At 62.5% G+C, this 22,251-nt stretch carries 17 protein-coding genes; 4 read left to right on the plus strand and 13 right to left on the minus strand.

The window, feature by feature from the left end; translation table 11 throughout:
- Window positions 1-89: 89 nt before the first annotated feature.
- The 12 genes from CRX69_RS14985 to CRX69_RS15040 are packed head-to-tail and all read right to left on the minus strand — an operon-like array spanning window position 90 to window position 13,441.
- Window positions 90-1,394, minus strand: coding sequence for a lipopolysaccharide biosynthesis protein (locus CRX69_RS14985; RefSeq protein WP_076383945.1), 1,305 nt, complete (start codon window positions 1,392-1,394; stop codon window positions 90-92).
- Window positions 1,391-2,395 (minus strand): polysaccharide deacetylase family protein, encoded by a 1,005-nt coding sequence (locus CRX69_RS14990; RefSeq protein WP_107322255.1) that lies wholly within the window; start codon window positions 2,393-2,395, stop codon window positions 1,391-1,393. The genes CRX69_RS14985 and CRX69_RS14990 overlap by 4 nt, the downstream gene beginning before the upstream one ends.
- Before the next feature lie 11 nt (window positions 2,396-2,406).
- Complete coding sequence (locus CRX69_RS14995) at window positions 2,407-3,543, minus strand: glycosyltransferase family 2 protein (RefSeq protein WP_047228542.1); 1,137 nt, start codon at window positions 3,541-3,543, stop codon at window positions 2,407-2,409.
- Complete coding sequence (locus CRX69_RS15000) at window positions 3,536-4,492, minus strand: glycosyltransferase (protein ID WP_047228541.1); 957 nt, start codon at window positions 4,490-4,492, stop codon at window positions 3,536-3,538. The genes CRX69_RS14995 and CRX69_RS15000 overlap by 8 nt, the downstream gene beginning before the upstream one ends.
- Complete coding sequence (locus CRX69_RS15005) at window positions 4,489-5,859, minus strand: O-antigen ligase family protein (RefSeq protein WP_047228540.1); 1,371 nt, start codon at window positions 5,857-5,859, stop codon at window positions 4,489-4,491. The genes CRX69_RS15000 and CRX69_RS15005 overlap by 4 nt, the downstream gene beginning before the upstream one ends.
- Window positions 5,856-6,959 (minus strand): glycosyltransferase family 4 protein, encoded by a 1,104-nt coding sequence (locus CRX69_RS15010; RefSeq protein ID WP_047228539.1) that lies wholly within the window; start codon window positions 6,957-6,959, stop codon window positions 5,856-5,858. The genes CRX69_RS15005 and CRX69_RS15010 overlap by 4 nt, the downstream gene beginning before the upstream one ends.
- Window positions 6,956-8,548 carry a GumC family protein gene (locus CRX69_RS15015; RefSeq protein ID WP_047228538.1) on the minus strand — a complete coding sequence of 531 codons (1,593 nt, stop codon included), beginning with the start codon at window positions 8,546-8,548 and terminating at the stop codon, window positions 6,956-6,958. Before CRX69_RS15015 ends, CRX69_RS15010 begins: the two co-directional genes overlap by 4 nt.
- A gap of 2 nt (window positions 8,549-8,550) precedes the next feature.
- Entirely contained in the window at window positions 8,551-9,600 is a 1,050-nt protein-coding gene (locus CRX69_RS15020) for a polysaccharide biosynthesis/export family protein (protein ID WP_107322256.1), read from the minus strand.
- Between the two features lie 21 nt (window positions 9,601-9,621).
- Window positions 9,622-10,266, minus strand: a complete 645-nt coding sequence (locus tag CRX69_RS15025; RefSeq protein WP_047228536.1) for a CpsD/CapB family tyrosine-protein kinase — start codon at window positions 10,264-10,266, stop codon at window positions 9,622-9,624.
- On the minus strand, window positions 10,267-11,013 hold the full coding sequence (locus tag CRX69_RS15030; RefSeq protein ID WP_047228535.1) for a sugar transferase: 747 nt from the start codon (window positions 11,011-11,013) through the stop codon (window positions 10,267-10,269).
- Window positions 11,010-12,080, minus strand: coding sequence for an NAD-dependent epimerase (locus CRX69_RS15035; protein WP_107322257.1), 1,071 nt, complete (start codon window positions 12,078-12,080; stop codon window positions 11,010-11,012). Before CRX69_RS15035 ends, CRX69_RS15030 begins: the two co-directional genes overlap by 4 nt.
- Window positions 12,077-13,441, minus strand: a complete 1,365-nt coding sequence (locus CRX69_RS15040; protein ID WP_076383950.1) for a UDP-glucose dehydrogenase family protein — start codon at window positions 13,439-13,441, stop codon at window positions 12,077-12,079. Before CRX69_RS15040 ends, CRX69_RS15035 begins: the two co-directional genes overlap by 4 nt.
- 378 nt (window positions 13,442-13,819) lie before the next feature.
- Between CRX69_RS15040 and CRX69_RS15045 the strand changes: the two genes are divergently transcribed.
- Window positions 13,820-15,571 (plus strand): sulfatase-like hydrolase/transferase, encoded by a 1,752-nt coding sequence (locus tag CRX69_RS15045; RefSeq protein WP_107322258.1) that lies wholly within the window; start codon window positions 13,820-13,822, stop codon window positions 15,569-15,571.
- Between the two features lie 291 nt (window positions 15,572-15,862).
- Here the strand turns inward: CRX69_RS15045 and CRX69_RS15050 are convergent, their stop codons facing one another.
- Window positions 15,863-17,782, minus strand: coding sequence for an acyltransferase family protein (locus tag CRX69_RS15050; protein WP_107322259.1), 1,920 nt, complete (start codon window positions 17,780-17,782; stop codon window positions 15,863-15,865).
- A 247-nt stretch (window positions 17,783-18,029) separates the two neighbouring features.
- Here CRX69_RS15050 and CRX69_RS15055 point away from each other — a divergent pair, with 247 nt between their 5' ends.
- Genes CRX69_RS15055 through CRX69_RS15065 form a run of 3 tightly spaced genes read left to right on the plus strand, consistent with a single transcriptional unit; the run spans window position 18,030 to window position 22,229 of the window.
- On the plus strand, window positions 18,030-18,698 hold the full coding sequence (locus CRX69_RS15055; protein WP_047228530.1) for an ABC transporter ATP-binding protein: 669 nt from the start codon (window positions 18,030-18,032) through the stop codon (window positions 18,696-18,698).
- Window positions 18,698-21,166: an ABC transporter permease gene (locus CRX69_RS15060; RefSeq protein ID WP_107322260.1), complete on the plus strand. Its 2,469-nt coding sequence runs from the start codon at window positions 18,698-18,700 to the stop codon at window positions 21,164-21,166. The genes CRX69_RS15055 and CRX69_RS15060 overlap by 1 nt, the downstream gene beginning before the upstream one ends.
- Window positions 21,156-22,229: a lipocalin-like domain-containing protein gene (locus tag CRX69_RS15065; RefSeq protein WP_047228528.1), complete on the plus strand. Its 1,074-nt coding sequence runs from the start codon at window positions 21,156-21,158 to the stop codon at window positions 22,227-22,229. The genes CRX69_RS15060 and CRX69_RS15065 overlap by 11 nt, the downstream gene beginning before the upstream one ends.
- The last annotated feature ends 22 nt before the right edge of the window (window positions 22,230-22,251 follow it).

A 22,251-nucleotide genomic window follows, 5' to 3' on the forward strand; every position in this document is an offset into this window, starting at 1 on the left:
GAGGTGTAGCGGCCGCAGCTCTTGTGTTCGGCGGCGAGCCACTGTGGGAGCGAGCCTGCTCGCGATGACGATCTGCCTGACGACGGCGTTCATGCGGATTTCCCCATCAGCATCTGCCGCATTGGCAGCAGGTCACTGGGCAGGATGATCAGCGTCTGCCATAGCGCCACGCCACTGAGGCGGCAGTACATCGTCAGTAGCGCGACGGTCACGGCCATATAGGCGATCGAAGACGCCGCGGCGGCCCCGACGATGCCGTAACGCGGAATCAGGATCAGGTTCAATGCCAGGTTCAATAACGCTCCCACACCCATCAGCAGTGAAACCGTGCCGGGCCGGTTCTTGCCCAGCAGATCCAGGCGCAGGATGCTCGCGTAGCACAATCCGAACAGCCCCGGCAGCAGCGCCAGCAAGGCGGGATAGGCTGGTTGGTAGGCCGCGCCGAACAGCGTGACGATCAGCCATTCACCAATCAGTGCCATGCCCAGGCAGGCGCCGAGCATGACCGTGGCGGTCAGGCGCAGGGCCAGAGGCGTCAGGCGTTTCATGTCGGAGTCCTGCTGCAACAAACGCTTCATCAGCGGCGTGGTGACCGCCTCAGGCACAATCAGCAGCAGTTCGGCGGCGGCGCTGGCCATGGCGTAATGGCCCAGGGCAGTGCTGCCCAGCAGGGCGCCGATGAACAGGTAGTCCGAGCGCAGTACCACTTGCTGGAACAGTAAATCGGGGTGGCTGCGGGCACCGTAGCGCAACAGCTCCTTCTGGTTGGAGCGATCCCATTGCAGGGTGAACCTGTGGTCCCGCCGCAGCCAGACCCAACCGGCCAATACCACCAGGCTCAGACCCGCCAGCCAACTGATCAGTGCGGCCTCCAGGGCGGTGTCTTTCCACATCCAGAACAGCGCCAGAAACAGCAACAGCGGCGCCAGGGATTCCATCAGCCGCAGGGCATTGAAGGCGCCAACGCCGCCGGACGCATTGTGCAGTGTCAGCAGGCCGCTCTTGAGCACGGTCAACGGCACGGCCAACAGCAGCAGCCACGCCAACAGTCCCAACTGTGTGGTGATGTCCAGTTCGCCGCCGAATTCGCGCACCAGTGCCACCACCAGCACCGTCAATAACCCGGCCAACAGGCAGCCGAAGACCAGCACCTGGCTGAGCAGCAGGCCCATCGAGCGTTGTTGAGCCGCTTGATAGCCCACGGCCGAATTCAAGCCGCCACTGGTGACGGCGCTGATCAGGTCCGGCAGGGTGCTTAGCAGGGCGAACAGCCCGCGTTCACTGGGCCCCAGGATCCGCGCCAGCAGCACATTGCGCAGCAGGCGCAGGCCGATCATCGCCAGGCGCGTGCCCATGCTCAGCGCCAAGTGCTTGAGGTAGTGGCCGCGGCTCATGGGCGTGTCCCCCGGCGAATGCGCCAGGCCAGCAATTCAGGGTGCTGGGCATTGCGTTGGCTGACGCCGAAGCGTGGCAGGTTCAATGGATCGCCGTCGGTGCGATACAAGCCGGTTTCGGTGCCCAGGGCAAATGGGAAACCGTGGGCTGCCACCTGTTGACGCACGCGCTCATCGTGATCGCCGTTGGGGTAGCAATACACCGGCAGCGGCTGGGCGCAACCGTTCTCCAGGGCAGCCCGACTGCGGCTCAGCTCTTCGTGCAGACGCTGATCATCCAGCGCGGTGAGAATTGCGTGGCTGGCACCATGGGGGCCGAAGCGGATGAGCCCGGAATCTTCCAGCATTCGTACCTGGAACCAGTCCAGGGCCTGGGGCTGGGCGCCCGTGGGACAGGCGTCGGTGAGGTCGTTCAAGACCTGCGGGTCAAGGCTCTTGAGGCTCTGCAGATAGTGCATCAGCGACAGGCTGCGGCGCTGCTCATCCAAGTCATCGAGCATCACCGGCAATGGCCGGCCGGCGTGCTGCAAATGCTCGATCAACGAGTGTCGCGCCACTTGGCCATGGCTGCCCCACAGGGTTTCGCCGATGCTTTCCCACCAGAAGTGCTGGCGGCTGCCGATGAAGTCGGTGGACAGGAAAATACTCGCCGGCACCTGGTATTGGCGCAGCAAAGGAAAGGCATTCATCGCGTTGTCGCGCCAGCCGTCGTCGAAGGTCAGCGCCACTCGCGGGCGATTCGGGACGCTTTCAGGATCGGCCAGCAGCAGGCTCATCAAGGGCACGCATTCGAAATAGCGTTGCAGCCAGATCAGCAAGCGCTCGAAAGCCTCAGGTCCCACGCACAATTCGTTGCGATGGGGCAGTTCGGCGGCGCGGTCATTGTTAAGGACCCGGTGCAGCATCAGAATCACGCCGGCGCCACGCAACGGACCACGGCCCAGGGACGTGTTCAGGTACAGCCAGCCGCCGGTGCGCTTGCAGACTTGTTTGATGGACATGGGCCGTCTCCTTAGCGGTTCTGCTCGGGGTTCCATTGGCTATAACGATGACCTCGCAGAAACTGCCACAGCCCGATGCTCATGCCCGCCAGCGTCACCAGCACGAACGCCGCCAGGCGAAAGGGCCTGGGCAATCGGTGGCCTACGTCCAGTAAGCCGATCATTGCAATGGCGTAGCCGAGCAGTTGCGCCACCAGGCTCAGGCGATAGAACAGATGTTCATTCCACAGCCAGGCGTTGCTCAGCAGCAGCGGCAATAGCAACACCGGCGCCAGACGGCGGATCAGTTTGTGACTGATCAGGCCGATGGCGTAGAGCCCGTGACGAAGAGGGTTGAGCAACTGCCGGCGCTGGGCCAGGCTTTGCAGGCCGCCAACGGTGACCCGCTGGCGACGGCGAAACTGTTTGTCGGCTTCGTCCACGCCTTGATCGGTGACCCGGGCCAGTGGCGCATACACGATGGACTTGCCCGCCGCCGGCGCACAGGTGCTGAGGAAGAAGTCGTCGTTGACCTGCGCCGGTATGGGTTCAAACAGTTCGCGCCGCAGGGCCAGCAAGGCGCCGTCGGCCGAGACCATGCAACCTGTGCGGCTCTCTACCTGACGCAGCCAGCCTTCGTAGTGCCGATACAGGCTATCGCCCAGGCTCAGGCCCTTGCCCGGCACGGGGATTTCCATATGCCCGGCACAGGCGCCGACTTGCGGATCGCCCAGCGGGGCCAACAGGTGGCCAAGGGTATCGGCGGCCCATTGGTTGTCGGCGTCGGTGAACACCAGGATCTCTCCAGTGCTGTGGGCCACGCCGGTATTCAGGGCGGCGGCCTTGCCCTGGCGCGGCAGGTCGAGCACGGTGATGCGCGGGTCGATGACCCGCCGAGCGCAGGCCACTGTGTCGTCGGTGGAGCCGTCGCTGGCCAGGATGATTTGCAGCGAGCGCGCCGGGTAGTCCTGGGCCAGCAAGGTGCGCAGTTTCTCTTCGATGTGCCGTGCCTCGTTGTGGGCGGCAATGACAATGCTGACGTCCATCGGCAACGCCGGCCCGTAGCGCCGGAGTGGAAAAAGTGGCGCCAGCAGACTCAGCATCAACGGATAACCGAGGTAGGCGTACACCGGCAGCAACAGGCACGACCAGTAAAGAAATTCAGCCACGGGCAGGTCTCCTGACGTTCCAATGACATAGGTTGAGAAGCAATGCGGCGCCGGTCAGGTGCAAGCGCACCCCGTGCAAGGCCCACAGTTGCAGCGTCAGGCGCAGGTCACGCCCGCTTTGACGCAGACTGAGGAACAACGCGGGCAGAGAGGTCAGCAACAGCAGCATCAGCGCGATGCGCGGCTGGCCCTGGAACAGAGCGACCAACGCCAGAAAGTCCAGGCCCCAGGCACCGATGGACAGCGCCGGAAAACGCAGCAGGCGCAGACTCGGCCCATGGCTGCGCAGCAACTGCAAATGGCTGCCCTGGCGCCACAGTTCCTTGCTCATCCACTCCCGCCAACTGCCTTCGTAACCCCAATGCAGGGCCACGTTTTCATTGACCAGCAGCAACTGCGCCCCGGCGTTGCGCAGGCGCAGGGAAAAGTCCTTGTCTTCGCCCGTGCGCAGGGTTTCGTCGAACCCCCCGACCTGCTCAAACCACTGGCGACGCAACAACAGGTTGGCGCTGGGCAGCCACTGCACCCGGTGCAAGGGACGCGAGCCTGGGCGTTGGCTGCGGCGTTGCCAGGCTTGAGCGAACCAAGGCGCCTGAGCGGGGGTGTCCAGGTCCAGGCCCAGCACATCGCCCTGGCCTTGGAGTTCCAGCAGCAGCTTGAGCCAGTTGGCCGGCATCTCGATGTCGGCGTCGATGAACGCCAGCCATTCCCCATGGGCGATGGCCGCACCGCGGTTGCGCAGGGCGCCGATGTGCACGCCGGGCACGATCAGCACGCGCGCCCCCAGTTCGTTGGCAATGCGCGGCCCATGATCGTCCGAGCCGTTGTCCACCACGATCAACTCACAGTCCAGTTGCGCCTGGCGAGCGGCTTCCTGCGCCGCCAGCAACGTACGGCCAATGTGTCGGGCCTCGTTGAACATCGGGATCACAATGCTGATGCGGCTCATGGACGGGCCTCCTGCGGTGTTGCCTGTTCGGCGTCGTAGCGCAACACGCTGGTGATGGCGAGCATGATCCACAGCAACTTATGGTTGGGGGCGCTGAGGAACATCAAAAACAGCGCCAGCGACAGGAAACTCATGCCCAGGTGCGTCAGCAGGTCCGCCTGCACCCAGTCCCGACGTTGCAACCAGAGCTGGCGGGCGCGCCACAGGTTGTAGAGGCCCAGGCCGATCATGCCGACGAACATCAGCCCGCCAGGGATGCCGATCTCGCTGAAGATTTCCAGGTAAGTGTTGTGGGCCCGGCGATACAGATCCCCCAGCTTGCGATTGGCCGAGAACGCCTTGGCGTAGCCCGTGGGGGCGTAGTGCAGCGGGAACGTGCCCGGGCCGCTGCCCAGCACCGGGTTCTCGCGGATCATTTTGCTGCCGACCACGATGTACGAGGCACGACGGCCCAGGGATTCGTCTTTGTGGGCACTGGCGCCGGCGCTGAGGATGCTCAGCGACTGGATGCGCGCCACGTAGCCGGCCGGCATCACCGCAATCACCAAGGGAATCATGATTGCCAGCCCGAGCATGGCGAAGCCCAGGTGTCGCGGGCGGATGCGCGGCATTTGGGCACGATAGTGATAGAGGCCAATCACCAGGCTAAGCAACAGCACCACCAGCCCCGAGCGCGATTCGGTCTTGGTCATGCCGCCCAGCAGCAGGATGAAACAGCCACCCCAGAACAATCGGTGTAGCAGGTTCGGGCTGCGCAACACCAGCAACAACGCCATCGGCACGGTAAAGGCGATCAACAGGGCAAAGGCGTTCGGGTCTTCCAGCAGGCCGGATGCGCGGCCCTGGTCCTGGTATTTGACCGAAAACATTGCCAGCACGCAGGTGGTGGTCACGCTCAGGGTCATCAGTCGGCAGAACAGGTCCAGGTTCAGCTCGCGCCCGATCAGCAGGGTAATCACGAACAGAATCAGCCCTACCATCAGTTCGCGCAGATGGGTCATGGACAGGCCCAGGTTCTGCGACAGCATCAGGCTCAGGCCATAGAGCATCATGAAGGCGATCAGCGGCCGCCAGATATTGCTGCGCAAGCGTGATGAGGGAATCTGGCGCAGGGCCAGTTGCAGCATCAGGATCAGAATCAGCGCCACGCCGAAGAATTTGCTGCCCGAAAAAGCATTCTCCTTGAACAGACCTTCGAACGGCACCAGCGCCGCAATGCCCAGCAAGCCCCAGCCGGGTTTGCGGTACAGCACGGCGACGCCCACCAGGCCGAGCACCGCTCCCGGCGCCAGGAAGGGATAGGGGCTGGCCAGCAACGCCAGGCAAACCAGGCCCAGCAGACTGACGATCGAGAGCGGGACAATCATGGACGAGCCTCCCGTGCCGTGCGGATATAGAGCTGCGACCAGCGTTCGGCCAGGGCGCGCAGGTCATAACGGTCCCGTTGGGTACGGCGCGCGTTATCGGCCAGAATCCGCGCCAGGGGCGGTTCGCCAAACAGTGTTTCGATTTGCCGGGCCAGTTCGGCGCTGTCGGCCGGCGTCGCGAGCAGACCGTTGTGGCGATCCTGCAGCACATCGGGAATGCCCCCCACTCCGAACGCCACCACCGGCACTCCGGCCTGCATCGCTTCGAGCAGAATCATCGGCGTGCCTTCTGTGCGCGAACTGATGACCAGCGCGTCGAGCTGACTCCACCAGGGGTTCATGTCGGTCTGATAGCCGGGCAGCTCGATGCGAGTAGGTAGGCCCGCGTCGGCAATGCGCTTGAGCAAGGCCTGACGTTCCGGGCCGTCGCCGAGCATCACCGCGTGCAGCGATGCATGCCGCTGGCACAGGGGGATCATGGCGTCGAGGAACAGGTCCGGGCCTTTCTCGTGGCTCAAGCGACCGACGTAGCCGACCCGCCAGCGCAGCCGGTCGTCACGATGAGGCAGCGGTGCTGTGATCGACGGCAGGCCGTTGGGGATCACGTCGAGTTTTTCCGCGCGCACGCTGGCCTGGCGGTGCAGCACGGCAATGCTTTCGGCCACGCAGACCACGCGCTTGACCGAGGCGGTGCGGCACAGTTGCAGGCTCAGCCACGTGTAGAATCGCTGCTTGGTGCTGCGAGGCGTAAAGCCGTGCTGAGTGATGACCAGGGGCAAGCGCAGCAGCGTGGCCGCAGCCCAGCCGAACAGCAGGCCCTTGAAGTTATGGGTGTTGATCAGCGGCTGCTCGTCCCGTCGCTGGCGCAGGTGCTGCAACAGCTCGCCCCAACTGGCGCAGTGGCGGCAATCGACCCCGGCCTGGCGAAAGCGCGTGATCAAGGTCGGCGGCGCCGCCAGGAACAGCACCTGGTGCTGCCCTGGCGTGGCCAGGCAATGATCGAGCAACATCCGCTCGGCCCCGTAGAAGCCGCCGCTGTCGAGCAAATGAATGATCGGCAGGGCGCTGCTGCGGCAGGTCGGGCCAATCGGCGCGTTCAATTGCGCACCCAATGGACAAGGCTGGGCAGGCTCCAATTGCGGTGCGGGTTGACCTGTTCGGGGTTCTGCTCGTTGATCACCAGCAACACCGGTACATCCAGTTGCTGGGTAATCTGGGCAGGGTGCTTGAAGCGATGGTCGAAGAACTCACGCACATAGACCAGGGCGATCGCCAGGAGCAAGCCGCTGAACAGACCGAACGCAATAATCAGCATCGGCTTGGGAAACGCCGGGGCGGTCGGTTCGAACGGCGGGCTGAGGACGCGAGCATTGGACAGGTCGTTGTCCAGCGCGCGGGCGGTGCTGCTCTCGGCGAACCGCTGGGCGTAGGTGGAAAATGCCGCATGCAGGGCATTGATCTCGGTGTCCATCTGCCGCAGCTTGCTCTGGGTTTGCTGCAACTGATGGATACGCTCCTTGAACTCGGCGATGCGCGCGGTTTTCTGGTCGATCACCGAGCTGACGACTGCCAGGTCGTTGGTGCGTTCCTGGATGCGGTTGCTCACCACTTTGAGAAACTGCTGGCGGGTGCGCGCGATCTGCTCCCGAGTCAACAGCATCGGCTCGCTGCCGGGCTGGAAGATCGCCAGATCATTCATGTAGCGGCTGACCTGAGTGGTCAGTTGCTCGCCCAGTTGTTTGATTTCCCGGTCTTCGAAGGCGATGTTGTCCATGGTGGTGGTGAAGGTGAACGGGAAGGTGTAGTCGTTGAACCGTGAGTTGTTCGCCGCTGCCAGGCTGGTCTTGAGGTAATCCAGCCAGCGTTGGCTTTGCAGCAGACGATCGCGGTACAGGTTCAAGGCCTGTTCTTCGGTGTTGATGGCGTTCAGGCGGAAGGTGATCTCCTCTTTGGGATCGGAGGAGCTGACGTCTTCAAGCAGCGCCAGGCGGGTGCCCTCCAGTCCGTCGAGGCGAGTCTGGTACTGGGTTTTCTTCTGCTCATAGAAGGCTTGCGGCAGCTCGATCGATTGCAGGTCCTGGCGACCGGAGAGGTAGTTCTCCAGCAGTTGCGCCACGAACCGGGTGCCCTGGGCCGGGTCGCCGAAGCTGTAGACGATGGAGATGACGTTGGAGCCTGGCAGGGTTTCGATTTTCAGGTTGGCGATGGCTTCGTCGGTCAGCATGTCGAGCGTGGTATCTCGCACCGGATCGACTTCCAGCCCCAGGCCGTCGCGCAGCGGGTTGACGACGTACTCGCGCAGCGGCGTGGTGACATAGTGCTTGAGCGGCTCGCTCACCCATTTGTTGAAGATGCCGGGGCTAGGGGTGTACTCGCCCTGGTCGCGCAGGGTGCTGATGGTCTGCCGGATCAGGGCCGGCGAGCGCAGGATATTGCTCTCGGTTTCCATGTCCGCCAGGGACGGTGGAATGAAGGTGGCGTCTTCCTGGTTCAGCGACGTGGTGGCGTCGCCCTGGGAGAGTTTTTTCGACTGGACGATGACCTGGGCGGTGATGTCGAAGCTCTGTTTGAGCATCAACGGCAGCGCCAGGGCGATCACGGCGAAGATCAGGAAGACGCGCTTCACCCACTGCTTGTTGGCGAAGAAAATCCTGAAGAACTCATGCAGATAGTTTTCCTTGGGATTCATGATCAATTACCTGCTGCAGAAGTGTTGGACCTGCCGTTGTCGCCTTTGCTGTCAAGGCGGTAGCCGAAGCTGACTCCCATGCCCTGGAACAGCACCACGTCGGCCAGTTGCCGAGCCATTTCACCGGCTTTGGCCAGCCCGGTCTTGGGCACGAAAAGCATGTCTTCGGGCTGCAGGTAGGCGATCTGCGAGGCGTCACCGCTCAGGGCTTTTTCCACGTCATAGTGGCGGGCTTCGACCTGATTTCCGTTGCGGCGCATGATCACCACCGAGTCGAGTCGGGCCTTGACGTTGGTGCCACGGGCCAGGGTCAGGGCCTCGAGGACCGAGATCGGCCGGCGGATCGGGTAGGAACCGGGCTGGGCCACTTCCCCGAGGACATAGATCTCGTTGCCAGCGGTGGATTTGAGCAGCACATCGACGGACATGCGCCCCGGCAATTGGGCGTAGCGCTCGTTAAGGTAGGTTTCCAGTTGATTGACGGTCATGCCTTGCAGCGGCACGGCACCGATTTCGGGGAAGCTTGCGTAACCATCCCGGCCCACGGTGATCTCCCGACTCATGCCGGTGCCCGGGTGGGTCAGGGTGTTGCGCAGTTTTGTCTCGTTGCTCAACGGGCTGGTGACCTGCACCGTCAATTGATTGCGGTTGGGCTGGAACAGCATTTTGCGGTCATAGGCACGCTGTACCTCCAGGCGTGCTTCGTCCGTGGTCAGCCCGGCGATTTTTACCGAGGTGTTGGCCCCCGGCAGTTCGATACTGCCGTCGGGCATTACCTGTTGTGCGCCGTTGAGCTGGCTGGCGGCGGTGAAGTTCAAGGCCACCTGGTCACCCGGCTGGACCCGGTAGGCATCCGGCCCGCTGGTGCTGATGTGAAAGATCACATCCAGCACATCCTGGGGACGCAGGGTCTGTTCGACCCGGGGCATGTCGGTGGCCTGGGCGTTGGCCGGTGCCGCCGTAAGGATCTGCACCGGCATGGAGCGGGTTTCGGTGTGGCTGGTGCAACCGGCAAGCGGCAACAGCAGCAGGACAAGCAATCTGGCGTTCATCTCGTCATCCTTTTTGCAGGCTTACAGGTTGTTGTAGAGCCACTTGGGCATGTAGTACTTGCGGCGGTTGAACACGCTGCCCACCACCTTGGCGCCGGCCTGGGTCAGACGCAGGCGAGCGGCCTGGGCCACCTCCCAGCGGGTGTCTTCACCGCGCACCACCAGCACCACACCGTCCACCTGGGTGCTCATGACCAGGGTGTCGCAGGCCGAGTACACCGCGTCAGCGTCGATCACCACAAAGCGATACTGCCCGGCCAGTTGCTTGAACAGCGGGCGAAGCTGCTCGGGGTTCAGGCGCTCGGCATTGCGCCCCAGACGACCGTTGGGCAGCACGTCGAAGGGCAAGCTGGAGGTCTGCACCACGCAGTCCTGCAACAAGGGCGGTGCGAGGCTGTTGAACAGCAGGTCGCTGAAGCCGCGCTCCTTGTGCAGCGACAATTGCTGGCTGAGGTTGCGCGGCGACTGGCTGGCGTCCACCAGCAGTACGCGGCCGCTGCTCATCTGCGCCAGTTGAGCGGCCAGGGCCATGGCACTGGTACTGGTTCCGGTGCCGGTGTTGGCGGCCGTCAGAAGCAGAATCCGTATGGATGGGTCAAGCACGGTTGAGGTCAGGTTGGTCTCGCTCGGGCTTGCGATGCTCAGGATATTGGTTGAACCGTCCATTTAACTCGCTCCGTGGCCGCTGAAAACTTTGAAAGGGGTGATCATCAGGATCTTCAAGTCCAGCAACAGGCTTTGTTCGGCGATGTAGCTGAGGTCCAGTTCCACGCGCTGGTCGAAGTCGATGTTGCTGCGCCCGGAGATCTGCCACAGGCCGGTCAGGCCGGGGTAGATGCTCAGGCGGACAAGATGGTTGTCCTTGTAGCGGTAGGCGTTGAACGAGGTCGGCCGCGGGCCGACCAGGCGCATGTCGCCGGTCACCACATTGATCAGGTTGGGTAACTCGTCGAGGCTGCTGCGTCGCAGGAACCGGCCGACGGGGGTGATGCGCGGGTCGTTGTCGATCTTGAAGTCGATGGCATCGGCGCCGTGCTTGTTGAGGTGGCGCAGTGATTCTTTGAGCGCCTCGGCATCAGCAACCATGGTGCGGAACTTGTACATGCCAAAGACCCGACCGCGGTATCCGGTGCGTTTCTGCACAAACAGCACTGGACCGGGGCTTGAGAACTTGATCAGCAGGGCCAGGCCCAGCAGCAGCGGGCTGAGCAGTACCAGGATCGACAGCGCGCCGAGACAGGCCACCACCCGATTGGTGCGCGAGACCGTCCAGGGTCGACCGCCGTCGCGACCAGTCAGCCAGCCGCGGCCCTGACGATGGATGGCCGCGTCCAGGCGTCGGCGGTGTTCGGGATCGACACGCTTGTCGCCCCCGCGGGCGGTGATAGGGATGCATTGCTCATGTCGGGTCATAGACTCCTCCGCTGAAGGTTGGTCGCATGCGTTGGGCTGCAAGCGGTGTCGGCGATAGGCAGGGCGTAGTAATCGAGGAACCAGGCAATGAAGCGCCCCAGGCCCTCGTCCAGCTCGATGCGCGGCTGAAAACCGGTGGCCCGCGCCAGGCCGCTGGCATCGGCGCAGGTGTTCAACACGTCCCCTGGTTGCAGGGGCAGCAGTTCGATCCGGGCGGTTTGCCCCAAGTGCTTTTCCAGCAATGCCACATAGGTGCGCAGCGCTACCGGGTGCTGCCCGCCGATGTTGTAGATCCGCCAGGGCGCTGCGCTGGTGGCCGGGTCCGGTTGATCGCGATCCCACTGTGGCGTGGCATGGGGCGGGCGTTCGATCAGCCGGGCGATGCTTTCGACGATGTCGTCGATGTAGGTGAAATCGCGCTGGTGCTCGCCATGGTTGAACAACTGCAACACGCGGCCTTCGGCGATGGCGCGGGCGAACTGGATCGGCGACATGTCCGGCCGGCCCCAGGGGCCGTACACCGTGAAAAACCGCAGGCCGGTGCATGGGATGCCAAACAGATGGCTGTAACTGTGGGCCATCAACTCGTTGGCTTTCTTGCTGGCCGCATACAGCGACAGCGGATGGTCCACGCCGTCCTGTACTGAGTAAGGTGTGCGCTGGTTGGCGCCATACACGGAGCTTGAGGAGGCGTAGATCAGGTGCTTGACCGGATGGCGACGGCAGCTTTCCAGAATGTTCAGGAACCCGCTGAGGTTGCTGTCGACGTAGGCCCGTGGATTCTCCAGGGAATAACGCACGCCGGCTTGGGCGGCGAGATGAATCACCACGTCGGGGCGGTGTGACTGGAACAACTCATCGATGGCCGAGGCGTCGGTCAGGTCCACCCGGGCCAACGCAAAGTCCCCCGCCTGATCCTTCACCCACGCCACGCGGTCGTGCTTGAGCTGCGGGTCGTAGTAGTCGTTGAAATTGTCCAGCCCCCACACCTGATGGCCGTCGCGCAGCAGCCGCAGCACGCAATGGGCGCCGATGAAACCGGCCGCGCCGGTCACCAGAATGTTCATGCCCGTGGCCCCTGGGTCAGGCTGCTGGGCACGGTGTGACGCAATCCGATGCCGCGATACAAGAGGCCGGCGGCGGCCAGATGTTCGGGGTTGTACAGGTTGCGGCCATCGATGATGACCCGGGCGCGCAACTTGTTGGCCAACAGAGCGAAATCCACGACCCGGAAGTTCTTCCACTCGGTGCAGATCACCAGGGCGTCTGCATCCTCCAGGGTGTCGTCGCGGGTGGCGCACAGGTTCAGGTCTTTGCGGTAGCCGTAGAGGCGGCGGCATTCGGACATGGCCTCCGGGTCGTAGGCATGGACCCGAGCGCCTTCGCGCCACAGCGCTTCCATCAGGTAGCGGCTGGGGGCTTCGCGCATGTCATCGGTGTTGGGTTTGAAAGCCAGGCCCCAAATCGCAATCGACTTGCCGGCCAGGCCGCCGGAGAACTGTTGCGTCAGTTTCTCGAAGAGAATGTGTCGCTGGCTGTCGTTGACGTCGGTGACACTGCGCAGCAGGCGCAGGGGCATGCCGCTCTGTTCGGCGGTATGCAGCAGGGCGCGCAGGTCCTTGGGAAAGCATGAACCGCCGAAGCCGCATCCGGGGTAGATGAAGTGATAGCCGATACGAGGGTCCGAACCGATGCCCTTGCGTACCGCTTCGATGTCGGCGCCCAGCCTTTCGGTGAGATTGGCCAGTTCGTTCATGAAGCTGATGCGGGTGGCGAGCATGGCGTTGGCCGCGTACTTGGTCAGTTCGGCGCTGCGGTTGTCCATGAACATCAGCTTTTCGCGGTTACGGCAAAAGGGCGCGTACAGCTCGCTCATCTGATCGCGGGCCAGCGGGTCGGCGGTGCCGATGATGATCCGGTCCGGGCGCATGCAGTCGGCCAGGGCGCTGCCTTCCTTGAGAAACTCGGGGTTGGACACCACTCGCACGTTCAGCTGTTTCAGGCCCCGGCGAGCCAATGCCTGATGGGCACATTCGGCGACCTTGTCGGCGGTGCCGACCGGCACCGTGGACTTGATGATCAAGGTGCGGTCGCTGTCCATGAAGTCCGCGATCTGGCGGGTGACCGCCAGTACATGGCTCAGGTCTGCCGAACCGTCTTCATCGGCTGGCGTGCCGACGGCGATGAAAATCAGTTCGCCGTGATTGACCGCATCGCTGGCCTGATCACTGAACAGCAGCCGGCCACTCTTGATGTTCTCTTCGAGCAGTTCGGACAACCCAGGCTCGCTGATCGGTGGCACCGCTTGCTGCAGCTGACGGATCTTGTTGGGGTCAATGTCGATGCACAAAACACGGTGACCGACGTCGGCCAACGCAGCCGCTTGAATCAATCCCACATACCCCGTACCAAATACGCTCACATCCATTTTTGGCGTGCCTCGCAAGACGGTTGATGTAACTCGGATGAAACTGTTTAGAGGGGTATAGCGCAGCTTCAGAAAAGCGTGTCAGCAAAATGACAGTTGTCACTGTTGGCAAACTCGACAGAACTTGGCCTTTTGATATCAAGTCATTGACTGGTTTAGAAAAGTGCCGTTTTTAAAGGGCTGTAACGGCTTTTAACTAGGCGATGAACGGTATTTATCCATAGATTTTTACGTTTAACTGGCTTCAAGTGTGTCATTTTTGGGCTAACTTTTTTTTGACGCATTGGCCGTTCGTCCCTTTTCTTGCGCTTTGCAAAGCCGCTGCTAACGTGCAGAAAACGACCCTCTATCCAACGCCGCCCTATCGCCGAGAAACACATGCTCCGATACCTCAAGGAACTGTTGCTGGTGCTGTACCTGATCAGGGGATATGACTATTACCTTGATCGTCTGAATGCCTTGGGTTTGGGATTCGCCACGTTGCTGTTCGGCGCGATGTTCGTGGTGTTGGTGGTGGCGCTGTGGATGAGTGCGTACATCCGCCAGACCTTCGTGCGCCACTTGTTTGCCTTGGCGATGTTTGGTTCGGCGGTGTTTTTCGAGGTTTACACGAGGGTGACCGACAGCTACCTGACGTACAGCCAGTTTGTGTCGCTGGTGTATTCGGGTGGTTTTATCGGGGAGGCGGCTTCGCAGTACCGCGAAGTGATTGTCAGCGCCGCCACCGGTGGCCTGTTGCTGCTGCTGGGACTGGGTCTCAAGCCTCGGCGGTCGGTGTCATTGCCCGGTTATTTGCCAATCGCCGCGCCTGTGTTGGGCGTGTTGTTGCTCAGTGGTGTTCTGTTCTTCCGGGCGGGCGAGGGCGCGCGGGGGCTGCCGGTGATGTACACACCGCTGGCCTATCTGAATCTGTTCGTTTACGAAGCCCTGCAAAACACCGTCGGTCCTCGGGAGCCGATCCGCCTGACGCGGCCAACATCGCCGATCGAGCATGATATTGTGCTGATTATCGATGAAAGCGTCGCTGGGAATTATCTGGACATCAATACGCCGTTCGGCGTGCACACCGGCCTCAAGACCCCGCCCGATGGGGTGCAGGTGTTCAATTTCGGTTACGCGGCTTCCATTGCCAACTGCAGCGCCGACACCAACGTCACCTTGCGTTACGGCGGCACCCGGGCCGATTACGTGCGCATCAACAGCACGTTGCCGTCGATCTGGCAGTATGCAAAAAACGCCGGGTTGCGCACGGTCTATATCGACGCCCAGCGTACCGGTGGTCACCTTCAGAACCTGATGACCGACACTGAAAAAAACGATATCGACGACTTCGTGCAGTTCGACCGCACCCCGGTGTTCGAGCGAGACATGGCGGTTGCCGCGCAACTGATCGAGCGGCTGGGCAATGACCGGGCCGAGCTGGTGGTGGTGAACAAGCTCGGTGCGCATTTTCCCGTGCACGACAAATACCCGGATGAGTTCATGAGCTATCGTCCCGCACTGCCGCGTGGGCGCTTTCTCGAAGTCGCCGATACCGGCCAGCGTGACGGTTTTGATGGCCGGACTCATGACTGGGAGCTGTACCGCAATGCCTACCAGAACACTTTGCTGTGGAATGTCGGAGAGTTCTTCAGGCGGATCTTCCAGCAGGCCGATTTGGGCAACGCCGTGCTGATCTACACCTCCGACCACGGCCAGGACCTTCACGAGCGCGGCAACCCTGGGCTCAATACCCACTGCGGCGGTGACCCGGTGGCGGAGGAAGGGCTTGTGCCGCTGGTGGTCATAGAAGGCGCGCGCTTGCAGACCCTGGATTGGCAGCGGACATGGGCACAGAACAAGGACCGCTCCAGCCACTACAACATCTTCCCGACGCTGTTGCAGTTGATGGGGTACGACCCGGCCGGTGTTGAAGCGACCTATGGGAAATCCCTGAGCCAGCCGACCGAAGACGCCTTTACCTTCAACTACCGCTTCAATGCGCGGCTGGGGGCGATGCCTGAATGGAAACACATTGACCTCAAGCACATTGTCACACCAGGCCCGGTTCAGGCCGAGATGGCGGCGGGTCAGGCGGGATCGATGTTGAAAGTGCCGCCGTCATCGCGAGCAGGCTCGCTCCCACAGTAGTCCGAGTTGTCCGCAGGCCTTGCATACCCCCGCAAATCCCCTGTGGGAGCGAGCCTGCTCGCGAAGGCGGTGTGTCGGTCGGAATCGATGTTGAATGTGTCGCCGTCATCGCGAGCAGGCTCGCTCCCACAGTAGTCCGAGTTGTCCGCAGGCCTTGCATGCCTCCGCAAATCCCCTGTGGGAGCGAGCCTGCTCGCGAAGGCGGTGGGTGGGCTTGCAGCATAGAATCTCCCACAGTAGTCCGAGTTGTCCGCAGAACTTGCATACCCCACAAACCTGCGGGGAGGGGGCTCACTGGGTTGTGGCGATCGGGCCGAGTCGGGCCGGGTCGTGCAGTAGGGAGAATCCCAGCTCGCGCAATGTGCGGCCGATGAAGCGTGAGCCCACGTCATTCAAGTGTGCGTCATCGCGGTACAGCAACTGCCCGTCCATGATCGGGCTGCATAGCCCCGCTGGGCAGATCACTTGATTGGGGTCGATAAAGCGCACCTGGGGGAGTCTGGCGCGTATCCCCTCCCAATACGGCGCGGTGACGTCCAGCGGGGCCGAGCATGGGCGATCGGTGCCGAACATCAAGCGGCGCACGGGGCAGGTCGCTGCATTGTCGATGTTCTGGTTGCGCAGGATCACGATGACCTGACCGGTGTTGTTCGCCACGTGCTTGATGCTCGCTTCGATAATTTGTGCGGCCGCCGCATCCTTGGGCCAGGCGCCGGCCAGCACGACGTATGGGTAGTGGTTCTGCTTGATCAGCTCGAACACCCGGTCGTTGCGCGCCATGCAACGGTCGCCATACGCCTCGGACACCTCGGTGGCATAGCCGAAAATCGGCGGGCAGGCGTCCAGTGTGTAGTCCATTAATCTGATGCCGTTGGGTTTGGCCAGGATATCGACCATGCCCGTGAAATGATTGGCGAACGAGTCACCCACCATCATTCCGTCCAGTTGCTCCTTGTGTGCACCGAGCTGGCAATTCGGATCAGGTTCGGCGCTGTACCTCGCACTGGGCATATGGCAACCGCTGCGAAGCCTGTTCGGTTTGCTCAGTGCCATGGCCTCGAGCCTCGACACTTCAGGCGCAAAACGCTGTGGGAAGCCGTTCCATTGCAGGCTCAAGGTCGCCAGGACGGCCAGCCCCAGGGCCGGGACTATGAATCGGCGGACCAGTACGCGGGGAAACTGCAATTGCGCGCCAGTGCGCCGAAAGGGAATTTCGACATACCGCCAGGACCACCAGGACAACAGAATCGACACCAGCACCAGTGACATGCCCACAGAAAGGGTTATCTCGATGCCCAGGTAATTCAGGTAGGCAATCAACGGCCAGTGCCATAAATACAGCGAATAGGAAATCAGGCCTATGAACACCATGGGCCGGTTGGTCAGCAGGCGGGAGCGAGCCTCACCGCTGTCGGCCAGAATCAGCAGTGCCGCGCCCAGGCAAGGTATCAGCGCATTGACGCCGGGGAAGGGGGTGTCCCGGCTCAGGGCAAACAAGGAAAAACCAATCAGCCCATACCCCGCCGCTCTATAGGCCAGCACTTCTATCCTGCCGAGTGTACGTGGCTGATAAAGATAGATACCCAGTGCTCCGCCCAGCATCAGCTCGAAAAACCGTGTGGGCAGCAGGTAATAGGAAGCCGTGACGAAGACGTTCGTGGCGTATTCAGAAAGCCCCACCGCCGCCACGATACCGACGGCCAGCACCGGCAGGACATAACGCGGCGTCAGGCGATAGAGCACCAGGATCAGCAGCGGCCAGATCACGTAGAACTGCTCTTCAATCCCCAGGGACCAGGTATGCAGCAGCGGCGCTTCGCTGGCATCGGCGGCGAAATAGTTGCCGTACTTCATCCAGATATAGATATTCGAGACCCCCAGCAGGGAGAACAGCGCACTGACGTTGAGCCGCGTCAGGTCGGCGGGGGAAAGGATGAAGGCCCCTGCGATCACGCTCGCCAACAACACAGTGACCAGTGCGGGCACGATGCGATTGATGCGCCGCTGATAAAAGCGCTTGAGCGAAAAGCTGTTGCCCTTGATCTCGGAAAACACCTGGGAAGTGATGAGGAAACCCGAGATGACGAAAAAAATATCGACCCCCACGAACCCGCCTGGCAGCAGGTCGGCGTTGAGGTGATGGATGAGTACGGCCAGCACTGCAATACAGCGAAGCCCATCGATATCGAGGCGATATTTTGTTTGAGGCATGTCGGCGATCGTCCTTGAATAGGAGGCAATCCAGGTGCGTCATGTTTATGACGAATTGGCCGACTGCATGTAAACGGCACGTATTAGTCATTGATTGATAGCTGGAAATTTATGCTTTGCAAGGCGTCGGGCAAAACAAGGCGGGGCAGACGACCAGCGGTGTTTGCCCGTCGCCTGAGCGCATCCTTGGTCTGCCCGTCACCCAACTCCGCTATCCTGAGCCTCACGTTTACCCATGAGCCTTTTCATGCTTGAAGTTCGCGACGTATTTAAGAGCTATGCCACGCCGCAAGGGCCATTGCCGGTGCTGCAGGGTATCGACCTGACGTTGGCCCCTGGCGACAGCCTGGCACTGATGGGTGAGTCCGGCAGCGGGAAAAGCACCTTGCTGCATCTGGTTGCCGGTCTGGACAAGGTCGACCGTGGCAGCATTCGCTTTGGCGAGCGCAGGCTCGACGGCATGAGCGAAAGCCAACTGGCAAGCTGGCGACGTACACAGATCGGCCTGGTGTTCCAGCAGTTCAACCTCATCAGTAGCTTGCCGGTGGAGGATAATCTGGCGTTCCAGGCGCGTCTGTGCGGTCGCTATGACCCTGCCTGGCAGACCCATCTGGTGCAACGGCTCGGCCTTTCGCAACTGCTGCACCGCTATCCCGAACAACTGTCCGGCGGCCAGCAGCAACGGGTGGCATTGGGGCGGGCACTGGCCTCCCGGCCGCCCTTGTTGCTGGCCGACGAACCCACCGGCAGCCTCGACGAAGCCACCAGCGACGAGGTGTTGCAACTGTTGCTGGAGTTGCTGGACGGCAGCCCGACGAGCCTGCTGATGGTGACCCACAGTCCCCGGGTGGCGGCCCGTCTGAGCCGTCGAGTGGTCTTGCAAGGCGGACGTCTGGCGCAGGTGGCCCAAGGGTGATGATCCTCCGCCAGACGCTCAAGGCCTTGCTCAGCCATTGGCGCCAGCACCCGGTGCAGTTTTTCAGCGTCCTGACCGGGCTCTGGCTCGCCACCAGCCTGCTCACTGGCGTGCAGGCGCTCAACAGTCAGGCCCGGGACAGCTACGCACGAGCCAGCCAGTTGATTGGTGGCGAACCCCAGGCCAGCCTCAGTGCGCCCGGCGGCGGCACCTTCACTCAACAATGGTTTGTCGATCTGCGTCGCCTGGGATGGCCGGTGTCCCCCGTGTTGCAGGCTCGGGTGACGCTGCAGGGGCACGAGGATCAGCGCCTGCAGTTAATGGGCATCGACCCGGTGTCTTTGCCCCCCGGAGCGGCAGTGGCGGGGCAGGTCCGGGAGATGGCAGACGTGGTGGAGTTTTTCACTGAGCCTGGCCGCACCTGGATCGCTGCGCAGACCTTGCAGGCCTTGGGGCTGAGCGAGGGGGACCGGCCCCGGACGGTCGATGGACAATCCCTGCCACCGTTGCTTGTCCAGGCGGACATGGCGCCCGGCGTGCTGCTGATGGACATCGGCTTCGCCCAGCAGGTGCTTGGACGGCCGGACCAGCTGTCGCGCTTGCTATTGCCTGCCACGTTCAACGCGCCCTTGCCGACGGCGTTCAACGGCCGGCTGCAGTTCAAGCGCGCCGATGAAGAAAACAATCTGTCACGCCTGACCGAAAGCTTTCACCTGAACCTCGACGCCTTGGGGGTGCTGTCCTTCGTGGTGGGGTTGTTCATCGTTCACGCCGCCATTGGCCTGGCGCTGGAACAACGCCGCAGCTTGCTGCGAACCTTGCGGGCCTGTGGCGTCAGTGCGCGGTTGCTGGTCACCAGTCTGGCCCTCGAACTGGGCGCCTTGGCCTTGCTCGGCGCAATCGCAGGAGTGCTCAGCGGCTACTGGCTGGCGAGTCTGTTGTTGCCCGATGTCGCGGCGAGCCTGCGCGGCTTGTACGGCGCCGAAGTGGCCGGCCACCTGAACCTCAGCCCGTGGTGGTGGCTCAGCGGCGTGGGCTTGGGCTTGCTCGGTGCGTTATTGGCCGGCGCCGACAGTTTGCTGCGGGCGGCGCGCCTGCCGCTGTTGGCGCTGGCCAATCCCCAGGCTTGGCATCAGGCCCATGCCCGCTGGCTGCGGCGCCAGGGGTGGGTGGCGACATTGGCGGGGTTGCTCGCGGTATCGGCGTTGATCTGGGGTGACAGCCTGGGCAGCGGTTTTGTCTTGATGACGGCGTTGTTGCTGGGCGCTGCCCTGGCTTTACCGGTGTTGCTCAGTGGCACGCTGAAGTTGCTGTTGCGCCGCAGTCGTTCGGTACTTGGGCAATGGTTTCTCGCCGACTGCCGTCAGCAATTGCCGACGCTGAGCCTGGCACTGATGGCGTTGCTACTGGCTCTGGCGGCGAATATCGGTGCCGGCAGCATGACCGCAGGTTTTCGCCAGACCTTCAGTAACTGGCTCGAGCAACGTCTGACCGCCGAGCTGTACATCAATCCGCAAACCCCGGCCCAGGCGGGCGAGCTGCACGTCTGGCTCAAGGAGCAGCCGGCGATCAGCACGATATTGCCCAACTGGCAGGTCTCGATTCCTTTGCAAGGCTGGCCGACGGACATCTACGGCATCATCGATCACAGCGCCTATCGTCAGCATTGGCCGTTGCTGGAGTCGGTTTCCGACAAGCCTTGGGAGCAACTGGCCGGGGGTGACACGTTGATGCTCAGCGAACAACTGGCCCGGCGTCTCAACGTGAATATTGGCGATCGATTGACGATCCCGACGCCCCAGGGACCCTGGACGCCGCGCCTCGTCGGGATCTATGCCGACTACGGCAACCCCAAGGGCCATGTGCTGGTCAATGCCGACCACTTGCTGCGGCATTGGCCGCAACTGACGCCGAACCGCTTCAACCTGCGCATCGAACCCTCCGCGATCCCGGCGTTGCTGACGGCGTTGCAGGCCCGGTTCAGCCTGGATGACAGCCGAATTGTCGATCAGGCGCGGCTCAAGGGCTGGTCGACGCAAGTATTCGAACGCACCTTCGCCGCCACCGCTGCCCTCAATAGCCTGACGCTGGCGGTGGCCGGGGTGGCGTTGTTCATCAGCCTGCTGACCCAGAGCCAAAGCCGCCTCGGCCAGTTGGCGCCGCTGTGGGCGCTGGGGGTAACGCGCCGGCAGTTGATGTTGCTCAATCTGGGCCAGACCTGGCTGTTGGCGCTATTGACCCTGGTACTGGCCTTGCCACTGGGCATCGCCTTGGCCTGGTGCCTGGACGCGGTAATCAATGTGCAGGCCTTCGGCTGGCGCCTGCCGTTGCGGGTATTCCCGTGGCAATTGGCGCAGTTGCTGGGCCTGGCGATGCTTGCCACGCTGCTGGCATCGGCCTGGCCGCTGTATGCGTTGTACCGCACGCAACCGGCGGATTTGCTGAGGACCTTTGCCCATGAAGATTAAACTGGGCTTGATGCTGATAGCGCTACTGCTCTGCGGTTGTGATAACCGGCAACCGCCGCCGAAGGGCTTCGCCGGCCTGGGTGAGCAGGCCGGCGCATTCACGCCCGTGGTGCCGGGGCGGGTATTCAGTTTTCCCGCCGATCATGGTGTTCATGAGGGGTTTCGCATCGAGTGGTGGTACGTCACTGCCAATCTCAAGGATGCCGAGGGCCGCGATTACGGTGTGCAATGGACGCTGTTTCGCAGCGCCCTGAACGCCGCGCCCCAGGCCAGCGGCTGGCGCAACCAGACGATCTGGCTCGGTCATGCCGCGGTCACTTCCAGCGCCGTCCACCATGCCGCCGAGCGCTATGCACGGGGCGCAGTGGGGCAGGCCGGGGTGCAGACGACTCCTTTCGACGCCTGGATCGATGACTGGCGGTTCGCTACACAAGCGTCGGGGGCCGATCCATTGGCGGACATGCAGCTCAAGGCCAGTGGCCCACACTTCAGTTATGAGTTGCGCCTCACGTCGACGCGTCCGCTGGTGCTACAGGGCGATAAGGGGTTCAGCCAGAAATCCGAACAGGGCCAGGCGTCGTACTACTACAGCCAACCGTTCTTCCAGGCCAGCGGCCATGTGGAAATCGATGGCCAGCGTTATACGGTCAGCGGCCCGGCCTGGCTCGACCGCGAATGGAGCAGCCAGCCACTGACTGCGAACCAGACGGGCTGGGACTGGTTTTCCCTGCACCTGGACAGCGGCGAGCATGTGATGCTCTACCGCATGCGCCACAAGGAGGGGGCGCCATACCTCACGGGCACCTGGATCGATGCCCAAGGCCAGGCGCAGACCCTGCATGCCGGGCAGATCAGCCTTGAACCACTGGACACCGCCGTGGTTGCCGGGCGCTCGATGCCGGTGCGCTGGACGATCAGGATCCCCGGCAAGCGACTCGACATCACCACCGATGCCTTGAACCCCAACGCCTGGATGAACCTGCGCATTCCCTATTGGGAAGGGCCGGTGCACCTGAGCGGCAGCCACAGCGGCAACGGTTACCTGGAAATGACGGGCTACTGAGAATCGCCGGAACTCCCCGGGA

This window comes from Pseudomonas rhizophila, from assembly GCF_003033885.1.
GTDB classification, from domain to species: Bacteria; Pseudomonadota; Gammaproteobacteria; order Pseudomonadales; family Pseudomonadaceae; genus Aquipseudomonas; species Aquipseudomonas rhizophila.

What these genes read in the sequence shown, in the direction of transcription:
- CRX69_RS15065 (WP_047228528.1), top strand. Translation starts at nt 21,156, where the DNA reads ATGAAGATTAAACTGGGCTTGATGCTGATAGCGCTACTGCTCTGCGGT.
- CRX69_RS15050 (WP_107322259.1), bottom strand. Translation starts at nt 17,782, where the DNA reads ATGCCTCAAACAAAATATCGCCTCGATATCGATGGGCTTCGCTGTATT.
- CRX69_RS15060 (WP_107322260.1), top strand. Translation starts at nt 18,698, where the DNA reads ATGATCCTCCGCCAGACGCTCAAGGCCTTGCTCAGCCATTGGCGCCAG.
- CRX69_RS14990 (WP_107322255.1), bottom strand. Translation starts at nt 2,395, where the DNA reads ATGTCCATCAAACAAGTCTGCAAGCGCACCGGCGGCTGGCTGTACCTG.
- CRX69_RS15000 (WP_047228541.1), bottom strand. Translation starts at nt 4,492, where the DNA reads ATGAGCCGCATCAGCATTGTGATCCCGATGTTCAACGAGGCCCGACAC.
- CRX69_RS15025 (WP_047228536.1), bottom strand. Translation starts at nt 10,266, where the DNA reads ATGGACGGTTCAACCAATATCCTGAGCATCGCAAGCCCGAGCGAGACC.
- CRX69_RS15045 (WP_107322258.1), top strand. Translation starts at nt 13,820, where the DNA reads ATGCTCCGATACCTCAAGGAACTGTTGCTGGTGCTGTACCTGATCAGG.
- CRX69_RS14985 (WP_076383945.1), bottom strand. Translation starts at nt 1,394, where the DNA reads ATGAGCCGCGGCCACTACCTCAAGCACTTGGCGCTGAGCATGGGCACG.
- CRX69_RS15035 (WP_107322257.1), bottom strand. Translation starts at nt 12,080, where the DNA reads ATGAACATTCTGGTGACCGGCGCGGCCGGTTTCATCGGCGCCCATTGC.
- CRX69_RS15040 (WP_076383950.1), bottom strand. Translation starts at nt 13,441, where the DNA reads ATGGATGTGAGCGTATTTGGTACGGGGTATGTGGGATTGATTCAAGCG.
- CRX69_RS15020 (WP_107322256.1), bottom strand. Translation starts at nt 9,600, where the DNA reads ATGAACGCCAGATTGCTTGTCCTGCTGCTGTTGCCGCTTGCCGGTTGC.
- CRX69_RS15055 (WP_047228530.1), top strand. Translation starts at nt 18,030, where the DNA reads ATGCTTGAAGTTCGCGACGTATTTAAGAGCTATGCCACGCCGCAAGGG.
- CRX69_RS15030 (WP_047228535.1), bottom strand. Translation starts at nt 11,013, where the DNA reads ATGACCCGACATGAGCAATGCATCCCTATCACCGCCCGCGGGGGCGAC.
- CRX69_RS15015 (WP_047228538.1), bottom strand. Translation starts at nt 8,548, where the DNA reads ATGAATCCCAAGGAAAACTATCTGCATGAGTTCTTCAGGATTTTCTTC.
- CRX69_RS15005 (WP_047228540.1), bottom strand. Translation starts at nt 5,859, where the DNA reads ATGATTGTCCCGCTCTCGATCGTCAGTCTGCTGGGCCTGGTTTGCCTG.